General features: G+C 69.4%; 10 protein-coding genes. 6 read left to right on the top strand and 4 right to left on the bottom strand.

The window, feature by feature from the left end:
* Positions 1-133: 133 nt before the first annotated feature.
* Genes ABD260_RS31450 through ABD260_RS31440 form a run of 3 tightly spaced genes read left to right on the top strand, consistent with a single transcriptional unit; the run spans position 134 to position 8927 of the window.
* Positions 134-5644: an ATP-binding protein gene (locus tag ABD260_RS31450; protein WP_344239441.1), complete on the top strand. Its 5511-nt coding sequence runs from the start codon at positions 134-136 to the stop codon at positions 5642-5644.
* A 21-nt stretch (positions 5645-5665) separates the two neighbouring features.
* Complete coding sequence (locus ABD260_RS31445; RefSeq protein WP_344239439.1) at positions 5666-7777, top strand: transglycosylase domain-containing protein; 2112 nt, start codon at positions 5666-5668, stop codon at positions 7775-7777.
* Positions 7778-7805: 28 nt separating this feature from the next.
* Positions 7806-8927 carry a baeRF11 domain-containing protein gene (locus ABD260_RS31440; protein WP_344239437.1) on the top strand — a complete coding sequence of 374 codons (1122 nt, stop codon included), beginning with the start codon at positions 7806-7808 and terminating at the stop codon, positions 8925-8927.
* A 45-nt stretch (positions 8928-8972) separates the two neighbouring features.
* On the opposite strand, the gene ABD260_RS31435 is transcribed toward ABD260_RS31440, so the two are convergent.
* The 4 genes from ABD260_RS31435 to ABD260_RS31420 form a co-directional block, all read right to left on the bottom strand.
* On the bottom strand, positions 8973-9308 hold the full coding sequence (locus ABD260_RS31435) for a hypothetical protein (protein ID WP_344239435.1): 336 nt from the start codon (positions 9306-9308) through the stop codon (positions 8973-8975).
* A 120-nt stretch (positions 9309-9428) separates the two neighbouring features.
* Entirely contained in the window at positions 9429-9653 is a 225-nt protein-coding gene (gene infA / locus ABD260_RS31430; RefSeq protein ID WP_344239433.1) for a translation initiation factor IF-1, read from the bottom strand.
* 186 nt (positions 9654-9839) lie between these two features.
* Complete coding sequence (locus tag ABD260_RS31425; RefSeq protein WP_344239431.1) at positions 9840-11063, bottom strand: MFS transporter; 1224 nt, start codon at positions 11061-11063, stop codon at positions 9840-9842.
* Positions 11053-11697, bottom strand: coding sequence for a helix-turn-helix domain-containing protein (locus ABD260_RS31420; RefSeq protein ID WP_344239429.1), 645 nt, complete (start codon positions 11695-11697; stop codon positions 11053-11055). The genes ABD260_RS31425 and ABD260_RS31420 overlap by 11 nt, the downstream gene beginning before the upstream one ends.
* A gap of 110 nt (positions 11698-11807) precedes the next feature.
* On the opposite strand from ABD260_RS31420, the gene ABD260_RS31415 reads away from it, so the two are divergent.
* The 3 genes from ABD260_RS31415 (at position 11808) to ABD260_RS31405 (ending at position 16591) form a co-directional block, all read left to right on the top strand.
* Positions 11808-15233, top strand: coding sequence for an error-prone DNA polymerase (locus tag ABD260_RS31415; RefSeq protein ID WP_344239427.1), 3426 nt, complete (start codon positions 11808-11810; stop codon positions 15231-15233).
* A gap of 237 nt (positions 15234-15470) precedes the next feature.
* Positions 15471-15911: an SRPBCC family protein gene (locus ABD260_RS31410; protein ID WP_344239425.1), complete on the top strand. Its 441-nt coding sequence runs from the start codon at positions 15471-15473 to the stop codon at positions 15909-15911.
* 107 nt (positions 15912-16018) lie between these two features.
* Positions 16019-16591: an NADPH-dependent F420 reductase gene (locus ABD260_RS31405; protein ID WP_344239423.1), complete on the top strand. Its 573-nt coding sequence runs from the start codon at positions 16019-16021 to the stop codon at positions 16589-16591.
* Positions 16592-16747: the final 156 nt, after the last annotated feature.

Raw genomic sequence — 16747 nt, 5'->3', positions numbered from 1 at the left:
GAACACGCCTGAGAGGGGGGCCGACTCGACGGTAACGCCGACATGCTGAAACCCTGTGCCAGCGGCAGCGGTCTCCTGCGATCCAGGGGAGCGCACGGGCCGCGAAGCTCAGGGTGAGACACGGAGGCGGTCGATGTTCAAGCGTATCGCAATAGTGAACCGGGGAGAAGCCGCGATGCGGCTGATCAACGCGGTCCGAGAAGTCAACGCCGAGGGCGGTGACCCGATCGAAACCGTGGCCTTGTTCACCGAGAGCGAGCGCACCGCGACCTTCGCCCGGGAGGCCGACCTGGCCTACCCGCTGGGCCCGGCGGCCGCGCGGCCGTACCTGGACCTGGCGGTGCTGGAGCGGGCGTTGCGGGAGACGAAGGCGGACGCCGCCTGGGTCGGCTGGGGATTCGTTGCCGAGGACCCGGCGTTCGCGGAGCTGTGCGACCGGATCGGTGTCACCTTCATCGGCCCCTCGGCCGAAGCGATGCGCAAGCTCGGCGACAAGATCGGCTCCAAGCTGATCGCCGAGGAGGTCGGCGTCCCGGTGGCGCCGTGGAGCCGCGGGGCGGTCGAGTCGCTGGACGCGGCGCTCGCGGCGGCCGAGCGGATCGGTTACCCGTTGATGCTGAAGGCAACGGCCGGCGGTGGTGGCCGCGGCATCCGGGTGGTCCGGTCGGCCGACGAGCTCTCCGACGCGTACGCGCGAACCAGCGACGAGGCGGCCCGCGCTTTCGGTAGCGGTGTCGTGTTCCTGGAGCGCCTGGTCACCGGCGCCCGGCATGTCGAGGTGCAGGTGATCGCGGACGGTCAGGGCACCGCGTGGGCGCTCGGCGTCCGGGACTGCTCGGTCCAGCGCCGGAACCAGAAGGTGATCGAGGAGTCCGCGTCGCCGCTGCTGGCCGCGTCCCAGGTCGAGGAGCTGAAGGCGTCGGCCGAGCGGCTCGCGCTCGCGGTCGGCTACCGGGGCGCCGCGACGGTCGAGTTCCTGTACCACCCGGGGGAGAAGAGCTTCGCGTTCCTCGAGGTGAACACCCGGCTCCAGGTCGAGCACCCGATCACCGAGCTGACCACCGGGTTCGACCTGGTCAAGGCCCAGCTGCACGTCGCGTCGGGTGGCCGGCTGGAAGGCAGCAAGCCGCTGGAGAGCGGGCACGCGGTCGAGGCCCGGCTGAACGCCGAGGACCCGGACCGCGACTTCGCGCCGTCGCCGGGCCGGATCGCCGTCCTGGACCTCCCGGCCGGACCGGGCATCCGGGTCGACACCGGGGTCAGCGCGGGCGACAGCATCCCGGCCGACTTCGACTCGATGATCGCGAAGATCATCGGGTACGGGCGGACCCGCGACGAGGCGCTGGCGCGGTTGCGGCGAGCGATGTCCGCGACCACGGTGCTGATCGAGGGCGGTGCGACGAACAAGAGCTTCGTCCTGGATCTGCTGGACCAGCCCGAGGTGATCGACGGCAGCGCCGACACCGGCTGGATCGACCGGGTTCGTGCCGAGGGCCGCCTGGTCTCGCACCGGCACTCCGGTATCGCCCTGGTCGCGGCGGCGATCGAGGGATACGAGGACGCCGAGCAGGTCGAACGTACGCGGCTGCTGGAGACCGCGCACGGTGGCCGTCCGCAGGTGCAGCACGAGGTCGGCCGGGCGATCGACCTGAAGCTGCGCGGCGCGAGCTACCGGGTGACGGTGGCGCGGATCGGTCCGGAGCGGTTCCGGGTCGGCGTGGGGAACGGCAACGATCACCTGAAGGTGGTGGACGCGGAGCTGGAGCGGCTGGACGAGTACACCAGCCGGCTGGTCGTCGGCGGGCAGCGGTTCCGCCTGGTGACGGCGACGCACGGTCCGGTGCACCTGGTTGAGGTCGATGGTGTGACGCACCGCGTCAGCCGCGACGAGGGTGGCGTACTGCGTTCGCCCGCGCCTGCTCTTGTGGTGGCGACGCCAGTGCAGACCGGTACCGAGGTCGAGTCCGGTGCGCCGGTGCTCGTGCTGGAGAGCATGAAGATGGAGACGGTGCTGTACGCGCCGTTCAAGGCGATCGTGAAGGAGCTGCTCGTCTCGACGGGCAGCCAGGTGGAGACCGGCGCGCCGCTGCTCCGGCTGGAGCCGGTGGCGGACGAAGCGGCCGAAGAGGCCGCTCCGGTGCAGAATGGCGTCGAGCTGGACCTGCCGAACGGGACCGGCGAAAAGTCCGCGGCCGAGCGGGTGGAGCGTGGGCTGGACGACCTGCGGAGCATGCTGCTCGGGTTCGACATCGACCCGCGGGACGAGGGTGGCATGCTCGCCGACTACCTCGCCGCCCGCTCCGAGCTGGCCGCGCAGGACGGTCCTCCGATCGGTGCGGAGATCGAGCTGATGACGGTGTTCGCCGACTTCGTCGAGCTGAGCCGGAACCGGCCGGCCGGTACGGACACCACCATCGAGAACCGGGTGCACAGTCCGCGCGAGTACTTCTACACGTACCTGCAGAGTCTCGACCCGGATCGTGGCGGGTTGCCGGCCGAATTCCAGGCGCGGCTGACGCGGGTGATGAGCAACTACGGCGTGACTGGTCTGGAGCGGAGCCCCGAGCTGGAGGAGGCGGTCTTCCGGATCTTCCTGGCGCAGCTGCGGTCCACTCCGGATGTACTGCTGGTGACGTCCGTGCTGCAGCGGTGGATCGCCGAGCCGCTGCCGGCCGCACCGCTCGACGAGTCCGTCCATGAGCTGCTGGACCGCCTGGTGCTGGCCACGCAGCTGCGCTTCCCGGTGGTCGGTGACCTGGCGCGGAGCGTGCGGTTCCGCTGGTTCGACCAGCCGCAGGTGGACGCCGAGCGTGCCTCCGTCATCGCGGGCGTGAGTGACGAGATCGCCGAGCTGGCCGCGCGTCCGGACGCGCCGAACCGGCAGGAGCGGATCGACGCGCTGGCCGCGATCCCGGAGCCGATCGTCCGGTTCCTCGCGCAGCGGCTCGAGGGCGGCTGGAGCGAGCGGGAGCCGATGCTCGAGGTGCTCGTCCGGCGGCACTACCGCGAGTACGAGCTGCACGACCTGCGCGACTTCGCGGTCGACGGCCGGCCGTTCGCGACCGCCGACTACACGATCGACGACCGCCCGAGCCACCTGGTCACAACGGTCGGTACGGTCGCGGAGCTGGCCGACCCGGGCAGTGTGCTGTCGCAGGCGCTGACCGCGCGGATCGACGCTCGCCCCGCGGGTCATGAGGCCGTTGTCGAGCTCTATCTGTACGGGCCGGATCTGCCCGAGTCGCAGCAGGACGCCGCGGATCAGTACCTCCGGATGGTCGCCGACCTGCCGATCGCCCAGCGCGTACGCCGGATCTCGGTCGCGGTCGCGCCGGGCAAGGGCGGTCCGGTCTCGTACTTCACCTATCGCCCGGCCGGCGGGTCGATGATCGAGGACGACAACGTTCGCGGCGTACACCCGATGGTCGGCCGCCGCCTGAACTTGTGGCGGCTGCGGGACTTCCGGATCACCCGGCTGGACGCGCCGGAGGACGTGCTGCTGTATTACTGCGTCGCCCGCGACAACGAAGCCGACCGGCGGCTGGTCGCGCTCGCCCAGGTGCGCCAGTTCGCGGTCGCCCGGGACGAGGACGGCCAGGTCACGTCGCTGCCGCACGCGGAGCGCGCGATCTCGAACTGCCTGGAGGCGATCCGCCGGGCCCGGACGGCGCGCGGCGCGGCCGGCGCGAAGCTCGACATGAACCACGTCTGGGTGCAGATCTGGCCGGTCGTCGACGTCCAGCTCGACGAGGTGACCGCGCTGCAGCGCAACATCGCCCCGATGACCGCGGGCGCCGGGATCGAAGAAGTGCTGGTCCAGGGCGACGTCGCGGCGCCGGACGGTTCGATCAACCCGGTCGCCGCGCGGTTCTACTACCAGCACGGCGCCGGGGTCGTGACCTCGATCGAGCAGCCGCCGACCGGCCGGCTGCTGCCGCTCGACGACTACGCCCAGAAGGTGCAGCGGTCGAAGCGCCGGAACACCATTTACCCGTACGAGGTCAGCGGCATGGTCGCGGGCCAGGGCGGTACGTTCGTCGAGCACGACCTGGACGACAGCGGCAACCTGGTACCGGTCGACCGGGCGAAGGGCCTGAACAAGGCGGGCGTCATTCTCGGCCTCGTCACCACGCCGACCGAGCGGTACCCCGAAGGCGTCACCCGGGTGGCGCTCAGCGGTGACCCGACCAAGGCACTCGGCGCGGTCGCCGAGGCGGAGTGCTCGCGGATCATCGCCGCGCTCGACCTGGCCGAGCGGATGCGGGTGCCGGTCGAGTGGTACTCGCTGTCCGCCGGCGCCCGGATCTCGATGGACTCCGGCACCGAGAACATGGACTGGGTCGCGAAGGCGCTGAAGCGGATCGTCGAGTTCACCCAGGACGGTGGCGAGATCAACGTCGTGGTCGCGGGCATCAACGTCGGCGCGCAACCGTACTGGAACGCCGAAGCGACCATGCTGATGCACACCAAGGGCATCCTGGTGATGACGCCGGACAGCGCGATGGTGCTGACCGGCAAGCAGACGCTGGACTTCTCCGGCAGCGTGTCGGCCGAGGACAACTTCGGCATCGGCGGGTACGACCGGGTGATGGGACCGAACGGCCAGGCGCAGTACTGGGCGCCGGACCTGAAGGGCGCCCGCGACGTACTGATGACGCACTACGACCACACGTACGTCGTGCCGGGGGAGCACGGCCCGCGCCGGGCGCCGACCTCCGACCCGATCGATCGCGATGTCACGCCGTACCCGCACGAGGCGGCCGGGAGCGACTTCAAGACCATCGGCGAGATCTTCTCCGCGGCCACCAACCCGGACCGGAAGAAGGCGTTCGACATCCGCACGCTGATGCGGGCGGTCACCGACCAGGACCACCCGGTGCTGGAGCGCTGGGCCGGGATGGCCGACGCGGACACCGCGGTCGTCCAGGACGCCCGGCTCGGCGGGTACCCGGTCTGCCTGGTCGGGATCGAGTCCAAGTCGGTGCCGCGGCGCGGCTTCCCGCCCACCGACGGCCCGGACACGTACACCGCGGGCACGCTGTTCCCGCGGTCGTCGAAGAAGGTCGCGCGGGCGATCAACTCGGCCAGCGGCAACCGGCCGCTGGTGGTGCTGGCGAACCTGTCCGGCTTCGACGGCTCGCCGGACTCGATGCGGAACCTGCAGCTCGAGTACGGCGCCGAGATCGGCCGGGCGATCGTGAACTTCCGCGGCCCGATCGTGTTCTGCGTCGTCTCCCGGTACCACGGCGGCGCGTTCGTGGTGTTCTCGAAGTCGCTGAACCCGTCGATGACCGTGCTCGCGGTCGAGGGATCGTTCGCCTCGGTGCTCGGCGGCGCGCCGGCCGCGGCGGTCGTTTTCGCGGCCGAGGTGGACGCCCGGACCGCCGCCGACCCGCGGGTCGCGGCGCTGGCCGAGCGGGTCGGCGACGCGTCCGGCGCGGAGCGGGCGGCGCTCGCGACCGAGCTCGCGGACGTCCGGATCGTTGTCAGGGCAGAGAAACTGGGCGAGGTCGCGACCGAGTTCGACCGGGTGCACAGCATCGAGCGGGCCCGCGAGGTGGGCTCGGTCGACGCGGTGATCAGCGCCCGCGAACTGCGGCCACAGTTGATCGAGGCAATCAAATCCGGGGTACCCGGAGAGTGATCGGTGGTCTAGCCTGGAGTAATGCGTGCCGACAGGGGCGGTCGCAGGTGGGCTCGCTCGATGATCATGTTCATCGTGGTGAGTGTGTTGTCCGGTGCGCTGGCGGCCGGGCTGGCGGTCCCGTTCGCGGGCTTCGCCGGTCGCGGCACGGCGAGTGTCGCGGACACCGTCCAAAGCCTGCCCAAGGAGTTCCAGAGCAATCCGTTGGCCGTCCGCAGCCGGATTCTGGCCGCGGACAGCAGCCTGATCGCGACCTTGTACGAGCAGAACCGGTTACCGGTCAAGCTCACCCAGGTCGCGCCGATCATGCGCAAGGCGATGGTCGCGATCGAGGACTCCCGGTTCTACGAGCACGGCGCGCTTGACCTCAAGGGCACGCTCCGGGCGATGCTGCGCAACCAGTCCGGCGGGTCGGTGCAGCAGGGCGGATCGAGCATCACCCAGCAGTACGTGAAGATGAGCCTGGTCGAGAAGGCGCGGACCGCCGAACAGCGGGCGAAGGCGACCGAGGTCTCGTACGAGCGGAAGCTGGCCGAACTGCGCTACGCGATCGCGGTCGAGCGGGAGCTGTCCAAGAACGAGATCCTCGAGCGGTACCTGAACCTGGCGAACTTCGGCGCCGGCACGTACGGGGTCCAGGCCGCCGCGCAGCACTACTTCCGGACCAGCGCCGCCGAGCTCACCCTTCCGCAGGCGGCGCTGCTGGCCGGCATCGTGAAGAACCCGACCGGCTACAACCCGGTGAACAACCTGTCCCGGGGCACCGCGCGCCGGAACGTCGTGATCAAACGAATGCTCGAGCTCGGCGTGATCACGGTCGCGCAGGCGAACCAGGCGCTGCGTACGCCGATCGACCTGGCCAAGGTCGAGCCGGTGCCGAACGGGTGCGCCAACTCGCGGTACCCGTTCTTCTGCGAGTACGCGGTCTCCAAACTGCTCGCCAACCCGGCGCTCGGCGCGACCGTCAAGGAGCGCGATCACTACCTGAAGACCGGTGGACTGCTGATCCGTACCTCGCTCGACCCCAAGATGCAGGCGGCCGCGCAGGCTTCGATCGCCAAGCACACCAAGCCCCGGGACACGGCGGTGGCCGCGATCACGGTGGTCGAGCCGGGCACCGGCCTGGTCAAGGCGATGGTGCAGAGCAAGCCGTACGGGAACGGGCGGTACCACACCAACTACAACTACAACGTCGAGAAGTCGTACGCCGGTGGGTACGGTGGTTTCCAGAACGGCTCGACGATGAAGGCGTTCACGATCGCGGCGGCACTGTCCAAGGGCATCCCGATGGACTACCGGATCAACTCACCGGAGCAGATCGACCTGCGGAACCAGCGGTTCCGGACCTGTTCCGGCTGGACCCGCGACCCGACGTACCAGCCGAAGAACTCGACCCACAGCGGTGACCTGACGATGGTCGAAGCAGCGCGGTACTCGACGAACACGTACTTCCTGCAACTGTCCCAGCGGACCGGGCTGTGCTCGATCGCGCGGATCGCCTCACACCTCGGGATGTACGACGCGCAGTCGATCAAGCCGCTCGACCAGGTGGTGTCGATGACACTGGGCGTCGGGTACGTGACGCCGCTGATGCTGTCGAACGCGTACGCGACCTTCGCGGCGCGCGGGAAGTACTGCAAGCCGCTGGTCGTCACCTCGGTCCGGGACAAGGCCGGGCGGCCGGTTCCGGGGCCTGGGTTCGACTGCAAGCAGGTGCTGCCGCGGCAGGTCGCCGATGGGGTGAACCGGGTGCTGAGCGCGGTGATGATGCCGGGCGGTACCGGTGGCAAGCTGCGGTTCGGGACCAGGGACATGGGCGGCAAGACCGGAACGATCCAGCAGAACCTGGCTGTTTGGTTCGCCGGGTACACGCCGAACCTGGCGGCGGCCGCGGTGGTCGCGGACGCCAGCCTGCCGTACACGAACCTGATGTACGGGCACACGCTGAACGGCCGCGACATCGCCGACCCGACCGGTTCGGGAACCGCCGGACCGCTCTGGGAGACGGCCATGCAGGGCGCGGTCCGCGGCCTGCCGAACGCACGCTTCGTCGCACCGCCCCGCAAGATGATCGGTGACCCGAACCCGAAGCCGCCGGCATCCGACAAACCAGGGACCAAGCCGAACCGCTGAGCCTCGGCTCGGTGACAGGGGAGGGCGTATGACGCTGCACACGGACATACCCGCACGGACCGAGCTGGAACGGCTGATCGGGGCGCGGGATCCGCTCAGCGTCTCGATCTATCTGCCGACCAGCCCGGTCACCCAGGAGGCGCAAGCGGACCGGATCGAGCTGAAGAACCTGGCCACGGAGGCGTCCCGGCAGTTCGAGGCGGCTGGTGCGGACCGGCGTACGGCCGAGGAGATCCGGGAGTCGCTGGACGAACTCGTCGAGGACAACCGGTTCTGGGCCGAGCAGGCGCGCAGTCTGGCCGTGTTCGCGTGGCCGGGCGGCCTCACCACGTACCGGCTGCCGAACCAGCTGACCAGCCTGGTCGAGGTGGGGGACCGGTTCTATCTGAAGCCGCTGCTGCGGGCGGTGACTTTTCCACAGGCCGCGTTCGTGCTCGCGCTGGCCGGTGGCGCTGTGCGGCTCGTCGAGGTGACGCGGGACGGTCCGCCGTTCACGGTCGAGGTCCCTGGGCTGCCGAAGGACGCGGCGTCGGCGGCCGGCAAGTCGTCGATCGCCGACCGGGCGCCGGTGGGCCGGATCCAGGGCTCCGAGGGCCAGAAGGTGCGGTTGCGCCAGTACGCTCGGAAGATCGACCAGGCGCTGCGCGGCGTACTGACCGGGCTGGAACTGCCCTTGATCATTGCCGCCACCGAGCCGCTGGACGCGATCTACCGGTCGGTCAACACGTATCCACATCTGGCTGCCCCGCGTATCGCGGGCAGTCCGGAAGAGGCCACCGACGCGGACCTCGCGGCGGCGGCACGGCCGGTACTGGACCAGATCTACGCCCAGCAGCTGGCCGAAGTGGGCGAACTGTACGACCAGCGCTTCGCCCAAGGCCGCGCTTCCACCGACCTCGCCACCATCGCCCGGGCCGCCACCTTCGGCGCCGTCGGCACGCTGATCGTCGACATCGACGACAAGTTCCCCGGCCAGGTGGACGAGGAAACCGGCGTGATCACGCCGGCCGCCGACGATGCCACCAGCTACGGCGTCATCGACGAACTCGCCCGCCGAACCCTGCAGTCCGGCGGGCGGGTCCTGGCCGTCCGTACCGACGAAGTCCCCGAGAAGGCGGCGGCCGCCGCGATCTTCCGCTACCCGGTCTAGGTCTTGGCGCGGGATCAGAGCGGTCTGAGGTCCGCGCCCGGGACCTCAGAGCGGTCGGAGGTCCGCGCCCGGGACCCAGACGACGTTGCCGTCCTGGTCCCGGAAGCGGCCGATCCACTCGCCGTGCTCGCGGACCCAGACGTCCAGCTCACCGTCCGACCAACTGGCCCGCTGCACCCGCAGGGCGGGTTCGACGTGCCGCACCGCGTCGGCCGCCCGCGGCCCGTGCGCGTCGTATTGAACATCAAGATCGGAGGCCAGCTCCCGCGCCTTCCCTTCGTCGTCGATTCCTGTCGCACGCCACCCGTTGACCGCACCGTCCCAGACGCCGAACCTGTTGGTTCCGTCGTCGGACGGGCGAACCGTGAACCGACCAAACATGTTTTCAGATTAACGCCTGATCGAACACATGTTCTAGTCTTGATCGGGACGGGAGGTGTGTGGGATGGGCGACAACGGTTCGGCTCAGGTTGACGGTTCGGCTCGGATCGGTGGTTCGGCTCAGTTGCGGTAGCGGAAGACGATCCGGCCCCGGTTCAGGTCGTAGGGGCTGAGCTCCACCAGGACGCGGTCCTCGGGGAGGATCTTGATGTAGTTCTTCCGGATCTTGCCGCTGATGTGGGCGAGCACCTTGTGGCCGTTGCTGAGTTCGACCCGGAAGTTGGCGTTGCGGAGGCATTCGACGACGATGCCCTCGACTTCGATGGCCGTGCTGGAAGATTTCATGACGTAGCTCCTTCGGAAGTACCGGCTTCTTCAGGTACTCCCGACGACACCTACGTCAATCGCCCGCCCGTGACCACGAGTGGGGGAGTACCGACCGCTCTGCAGCGTTCATCGGGCCTCACCTCCAACTGTGATGTCACGGACTCCAGCAAGCTAACAGCGCACCTGCCGGTGTAGGCAACTGGTTTAGAGCTCGGAGCCACGGATGGTTTTGGTCGCGGCGGTTGCGGCTGCGAGCAGGCAGACCAGCGCGCAGCCGGCGAAGAAGGTCCCGGTTCCCCAGGCAGCCGCGACCACACCGGCGATCGGGTAGAGCAGTGGGCTCAGGCCCAACGTACACAGGGAAGTCACTGAACCTACTCGGCCGAGGTACTGCGGTTCGGTCTTGTGCTGGAGCAGGGCGTTGCCGATCGCCGACGCCGCGCCACTGGTCACACCCAGCACGGCGGAACCGGCGATGAGTGCGCCGGCCGTCGTGACCTGTCCCAGGGCGCCGACCAGAACGGCGGTGATCAGCAGGGAGCATGCGAGTGCGACACCGGCCCGCGGGACGCGTGTCAGGGCGGTGAGCAGCACCCCGGCGACGGCACCGCCGATGCTGAACGCGCTGAGGGTCCACCCGAGGACGGCGGCGCTCCAGTGCCGTTCGGCGGTCAGCAGGACCAGGCCGACGCCGACCGGACCGCTGAAGCACAGTTCGCCAAGCCCGACCACGACAGCCAGCCGGGCCAGCTGCCGGTTTCGGCGTAGGTGCCGCAGTCCGTCCTGGAGATCGCCCCAAGGTGAGTTTGCTGCTCGTACGCTGTTGGGCTGGATGCGGTTCAGGCGGACCATCAGCAGCAGGCCGACGGACAAGCTGAACAGTAGGCCGGCCAGGCCGAACCCGGCGGCGACTCCTGCGGCGGTCAGTACGAGTGCCGCGATCATCGGGCCGACCGCGTTGCTGAGCCGGACTGCCAGCATGCGCAGTCCCTGCACGCGGCCGAGCTGGCCCGGGTCGGTGAGCCGCCCCGCCAGCGCGCCGACCGCAGGCATGAACAGTGCGTCGATCACGCCGAAGACGAGTGCGATGGCGAACAACATCCACAGTCCGGCTCCGGCGAACTGCATCAGCGCGGCGGCGCCGAACACGACCAGACAGCGGGCGAGGTCGCTGCTTAGTACCACTCGGCGTGGTCCGTACCGGTCGGCGATCACTCCGCCGAGCAGCATCAGCACCGCCCGGGGGATGGCTCCGACGGCGAGCACCGCGCCGACCTCGGCAGGCCCGGCCATCCGGGTCACTGCCCAGGACAGGGTCAGGAAGAAGACGACGTCGCCGCCGACAGATGCGGTGTAGGCCGCTGCCCAGCGCAGGACGTTGCCGTCGCGGTAGGCGACGGCGGGCGTGGCGGTGCCGTCAAGCGTCATCGGTCGGCTCTGGATCGGTTGGCTTTGGATCGGTTGGCTCTGGATCGGTTGGCTCTGGGGTGTTCGGCTCTGGGTCGTTCGGTTCCAGCAGTGGGAACGCGTGCAGTTGGAGGGCGACCGGTACGCCCGTCGTGGTGTCTCGGTCGCGGTACTTCTTGATCACCGCGGCCAGCTCGGCCTTTGCTTCGTTCAGTTCTTCCGGTGTCAGTCGCAGCGTGTAGTTGCTGAACACTGACGCTTCGTACCAGTCGTCCGGCAGCAGTGGTGCCGTGTAGGCCAGTCGGCGTAGCTGTTCGCTGTATGCGAGCAGGACCGCGTTCAGGTACGCCCGGCTGTCCTGCCGCTCAGCGGGATCGCTGTCGGCCGGCTGGTGCACCGACGAACGATGTCGAGCCCGCCACCAGCGGTCGCGCCGGGTGCCGCGCTCGTGGTCCTCCTCGATCAGGCCTCCGTCGGACAGCCGCCGCAGGTGGTAGCTCGCCGCGCCGGAGTCGATCTCGTAGTACGCCGCGAGTTGTCGCGCTGTCGCCGGGCCGCGCTGGCGCAGGTGCTCAAGCAGGGTCAGCCGCATGGGATGCGCCAGCACTCGCAGGGTGGCGGCGTCCAGGACGATGTCGCCCGGGGGTTCGCTCATGGCCTCAGTCTAAACCCAGAAGAGTTCTTCGCGAAGAGTTCTTCTGGGTTTCCGATTGGCGTTTGCTCGAACAGGTGTTCTATTCTTGGCGTCGACGGGAGGTGTTGAGGATGGGGTACGACAATCCGCCGATCAAGTGGTCGGAGCTGGAGCGGAAGCTGTCGGATCGGTCGCGGCCGGGGAGTCATGGTGGGCGGCCGGTGACGGGCGACGGCGGGGACAGTCCGGCCTGGTCCCAGCATCGCGGGCCGTACGTACCGGACCTGGTCCGTCGCCCGGAGCATTCGGTGCCGTACGCGGAGCTGCACGTGCACTCGAACTTCTCCTTTCTGGACGGTGCTTCCCAGCCGGAGGACCTGGTCGAGACCGCGGTCCGGCTGGGGCTGCACGCGCTGGCGCTGACCGATCACGACGGGTTCTACGGCGCGGCCCGGTTCGCCGAGGCCGCGGCGGCGTACGCGTTGCCGACCGTCTTCGGGGCGGAGCTGTCGCTCGACCTGACCGGTCCGCAGAACGGGGTGCCCGACCCGGAGGGCAGTCACCTGTTGGTGCTCGCCGAAGGACAGGAGGGGTATCACCGGCTCGCCGGTGAAATCACCGAGGCGCAGCTCGCCGGTGGGGAGAAGGGGAAGCCGGTCTACTCGCTGGAGCGGCTGGCGGCGAAGGGCGCCGGTCACTGGGTGATCCTGACCGGCTGCCGGAAGGGTCTGGTCCGGCAGGCGCTCGAGCTCGGCGGCCATGCCAACGGGCCGGCAGCGGCCGGGTGGGAGCTGGACCGGCTGACTGCCCTGTTCGGCAAGGACCGGGTGGTGGTCGAGCTGATCGACCACCACCTGCCCACGGACACCACCCGGAACCAGGTGCTGGCCGCCCTGGCCGCCGACCGCGGCCTCCCGGTCGTTGCCACGAACAACGTTCATTACGCGGCCCCCAGTGAGCACAAGCTGGCGGCCGCGCTGGCGGCGGTCCGGGCCCGCCGCGACCTGGACGAAATGGACGGCTGGCTGCCGCCGAGCGGGGCGGCGTTCCTTCGGTCCGGCGCGGAGATGACCGCCCGCTTCCACCGGTACAAGGGTGCGGTGGCGCGTTCGGTGACGCTGGCCGAGCAGCTCGCGTTCGACCTCGCCCGGGCGAAACCGAAGCTGCCGCTGCGCGACGTGCCCGAGGGTCATGACCCGATGTCGTGGTTGCGGGAGCTGACCTTCCGGGGCGCCGCCCAGAGATACGGGACCCGTGCGCAACGACCGGATGCGTACGAGCGGCTGGAGCGTGAGCTCGACGTCATCGAGGAGAAGGGATTCCCGGGGTACTTCCTGATCGTCGAGGACATCGTCCGGTTCGCGCACGACAACGGAATCCTCTGCCAGGGCAGGGGATCGGCGGCGAACTCGGCGGTCTGCTACGCGCTCGGCATCACCGCGGTGGACAGCATCCTGTACAACCTTCCGTTCGAGCGGTTCCTGGCCACTACCCGGGCCGAGGAGCCGGATATCGACGTCGACTTCGACTCGGGGCGCCGGGAGGAGGTGATCCAGCACGTCTACACGAAGTACGGCCGGCGCAACGCGGCGCAGGTGGCGAATGTGATCTCCTACCGCCCGAAGTCGGCGGTCCGCGACATGGCCAAAGCACTCGGGTACTCGGTCGGTCAGCAGGACGCGTGGTCGAAACAGGTGGACGGCTGGAGCCCGGAGATCACCTCGACCCAGCACGACATCCCGCCGCAGGTGGTGGCGATGGCGACCGAGCTGCTGAAGTTCCCACGGCACCTGGGCATCCACTCCGGCGGGATGGTGCTGACCGAGCGGCCGGTCGGCGAGGTGGTGCCGATCGAGCACGCCCGGATGGAGAACCGCACGGTTCTGCAGTGGGACAAGGACGACTGCGCCTGGATGGGGCTGGTGAAGTTCGACCTGCTCGGGCTCGGCATGCTCGCCGCGCTGCGGTACTGCCTGGACATGGTCAAAGAGCAGATCGGCGAGGGGTGGGAGCTGCACACGATCCCGCGCGAGGAAGCCGGGGTGTACGACCAGCTCTGCCGGGCGGACTCGGTGGGTGTCTTCCAGGTCGAGTCCCGGGCCCAGATGGCGACGCTGCCACGGTTGAAACCACGCCGGTTCTACGACCTGGTCACCGAGATCGCGCTGATCCGGCCGGGGCCGATCCAGGGCGGTGCGGTGCACCCGTACATCCGCCGCCGGACCGGGGAGGAGCCGATCACCTACCTGCATCCGAAGCTGCGGCCGGTGCTGGAGCGGACGATGGGGGTGCCGCTGTTCCAGGAGCAGCTGATGCAGATGGCGATGGCGGTCGGTGAGATCGACGGTGACGAGGCCGACCTGCTCCGCCGGGCGATGGGTTCGAAACGCGGCATCGAGAAGATCTCGTCGCTGAAGGACAAGCTGTACGCGGGGATGGCGGGCAACGGGATCAGCGGCGAGCTGGCCGACGAGATCTACGCCAAGATCGAAGCGTTCGCGAACTTCGGTTTCGCCGAGTCACACTCGATCAGCTTCGCCTTGCTCGTCTACTCCAGCACGTGGCTGCGGCTGCACTATCCGGCCGCGTTCCTGGCCGCGCTGTTGCGGGCTCAGCCGATGGGGTTCTACTCGCCGCAGTCGCTGGTCGCGGATGCGCGCCGGCACGGGGTCGAGATCCGGCGACCGGAGCTGCACCGGTCCGGGGTGGACGCCGGGCTGGAGCTGCTGGTCGACGGGCAGGAGCTGACCGGGCCGACCGGGATGGACGCGTGCCTGGCCGACCCGCAGCCGCCGGTCGGTGATTTCGATCCGGATGCTCCCTTCGACACCACGGCGCACCGGCGGGACGGTGCGTTCGCGGTCCGGCTCGGGCTGGCCGAGGTGCGGACGATCGGGGAGAAGGGCGCGAAGCTGATCGTCGAGGAGCGGGAACGCGGCGGGCCGTTCACCGAGATGGCCGACCTGGTCCGCCGGACCGGGATCACCGCCGCGCAGGTCGAGGCGCTCGCGACCGCGGGGGCGTTCGAGGGTTTCGGGCTCGACCGGCGGCAGGCGCTGTGGGAAGCGGGCCGGGCCGCCGAGGAACGTCCCGGGCAGCTGGCCGGCGTCACCGCGGCCGGGCCACCGCCGACCCTGCCCGGGATGAGCGACGTCGAGGCCGACATGGCCGACCTGTGGTCCACGTCGATCACCACCAGCAGCCATCCGATGCAACGCGTCCGCGACCAGCTCCGCGCCGAGGGCATCCTGTCCGCGGCCCAGCTCAAGGAAGTGCCGAACGGTACCCGCGTCCGCGTCGCCGGCGTCGTCACCCACCGCCAGCGCCCCGCCACCGCCTCCGGCGTCACCTTCATGAACCTCGAAGACGAGACCGGCATGGCCAACATCATCATCACCGTCGGCTGCTGGCACCACCACGCCGCCGTCGCCCGCAACGCCGCCGCCCTGATCATCCGCGGCCGCGTCGAACGCGCCGGCGCAGTCACCAACCTCTCCGCCGAACACCTCCAACGCCTCCCCCTAGCCACCCGCACCAAATCCCGCGACTTCCGCTAACCACCCCAGCCGACCCCCACCCGCCCTCCGCCACACCCCTCCAGAACCACCGGACCACCCGCAACCCAAGGCACCACCCACCCACCTGCACCACCCACCCGTGACGCATCAGGTGCGCGCGGCCGCCGGTCGCGTCGGCCGCCAGAGCGGGGTTGCGCCGAACCAGCAGCTTCACCCGGGCCGCCGAGCGCTGCTGGTGGTTGGGGTGAGGTGCTTGCTGGGGGCTACATTCGAGTTATGGCAGTCGACGTGCTGACGGAGCTTGTCATCGACCGGCCGGTGGAGGTTGTCGCGGCGTACGCGGGTGATCCGTCCAACGCTCCGGAGTGGTACGCGAACATCGAGTCGGTGGTGTGGCAGTCGGAGCCGCCGGTCGCGGTCGGGTCGCGGATGGATTTCGTCGCGCATTTCCTGGGACGGCGGCTCACGTACACGTACGAGGTGGTCGAGCTGGTGCCCGGTCAGCGGCTGGTGATGCGGACGGCGCAAGGACCGTTCCCGATGGAGACCAGCTACGAGTGGATTCCGGCCGGCGTGGGTACCACCCGGATGACCTTGCGGAACCGCGGCGAGCCAAGTGGATTCGCCGGCATCGCCGCACCGCTGATGGCAGCGTCGATGCGCCGCGCGAACACCAAGGACCTGGCCCGCCTGAAGGAACTGCTCGAGTCGCGCTAGCCGGCTCAAGGAGTTTCGCCGGCTCAAGGAGTTCGGCTGGAGCAAGGAGTTCGGTTGGTTGGGCGGTTTGGTCCGGGGTTGAAGCCATAACCGAAGGAGCGGAAAGCATGACGCACGTCAGCATCATCGGTACCGGGAACATGGGGCAGGCGATCTCGTCGGTGGTCGCCAAAGGCGGTAACACCGTGGAGCTGTTCGGCTCGGGGGACAAGGACAAGGCGGTGACTGGCGAGGTTGTGATTCTGGCGGTGCCGTACCCGGCGCTTGCCCAGGTGGTTGCTGATCGTGCTGAGCAGCTGGCCGGCAAGGTCGTCGTCGACATCACCAACCCGTTGAACTTCGAGACGTTTGACTCGCTGGTTGTTCCGGCGGACGGGTCTGCTGCCGGCGAGCTGGCCGGGAAGTTGCCGGGAGCCAAGGTGCTGAAGGCGTTCAACACCACGTTCGCGGCCACGGTCGCGTCGGGCAAGGCCGGAGAGCTGCCCACCTGCGTGCTGATCGCCGGTGACGACGCCGACGCCAAGGCGCTGCTCGCGGGGATCATCTCCGCCGGCGGTCTGCGCGCCGTCGACGCCGGCGGCCTCAAGCGAGCACGCGAACTAGAGGCCCTGGGCTTCCTCCAACTAACCCTCGCCGCAGCCGAAAAAATCCCCTGGACCGGCGGCTTCACCCTCGCCTGACCCGCACCTCCTCCACCCACCCCAACCCACCCGCACCACACGGCACCGGCACCACGCGGCACCACACGGCACCACGCCGCCGCCCGCACCCCGCCGCCCGCCGTCTCAGGGGCTGGCCCCTGAGACGGCGGGGTGGCCCCCCAGAATCTCACCGCC

The organism is Kribbella hippodromi (assembly GCF_039531045.1).
Taxonomy (GTDB): Bacteria; Actinomycetota; Actinomycetes; order Propionibacteriales; family Kribbellaceae; genus Kribbella; species Kribbella hippodromi.
The sequence above is the reverse complement of the archived record's forward strand: the minus strand, read 5'-3'. Positions and strand labels throughout refer to the sequence as shown.

Bases quoted from the DNA above. Each gene is read 5' to 3' on its own strand.
- ABD260_RS31450 (WP_344239441.1), top strand. From the start codon at position 134: ATGTTCAAGCGTATCGCAATAGTGAACCGGGGAGAAGCCGCGATGCGG.
- ABD260_RS31445 (WP_344239439.1), top strand. From the start codon at position 5,666: ATGCGTGCCGACAGGGGCGGTCGCAGGTGGGCTCGCTCGATGATCATG.
- ABD260_RS31440 (WP_344239437.1), top strand. From the start codon at position 7,806: ATGACGCTGCACACGGACATACCCGCACGGACCGAGCTGGAACGGCTG.
- ABD260_RS31435 (WP_344239435.1), bottom strand. From the start codon at position 9,308: ATGTTTGGTCGGTTCACGGTTCGCCCGTCCGACGACGGAACCAACAGG.
- infA (WP_344239433.1), bottom strand. From the start codon at position 9,653: ATGAAATCTTCCAGCACGGCCATCGAAGTCGAGGGCATCGTCGTCGAA.
- ABD260_RS31425 (WP_344239431.1), bottom strand. From the start codon at position 11,063: ATGACGCTTGACGGCACCGCCACGCCCGCCGTCGCCTACCGCGACGGC.
- ABD260_RS31420 (WP_344239429.1), bottom strand. From the start codon at position 11,697: ATGAGCGAACCCCCGGGCGACATCGTCCTGGACGCCGCCACCCTGCGA.
- ABD260_RS31415 (WP_344239427.1), top strand. From the start codon at position 11,808: ATGGGGTACGACAATCCGCCGATCAAGTGGTCGGAGCTGGAGCGGAAG.
- ABD260_RS31410 (WP_344239425.1), top strand. From the start codon at position 15,471: ATGGCAGTCGACGTGCTGACGGAGCTTGTCATCGACCGGCCGGTGGAG.
- ABD260_RS31405 (WP_344239423.1), top strand. From the start codon at position 16,019: ATGACGCACGTCAGCATCATCGGTACCGGGAACATGGGGCAGGCGATC.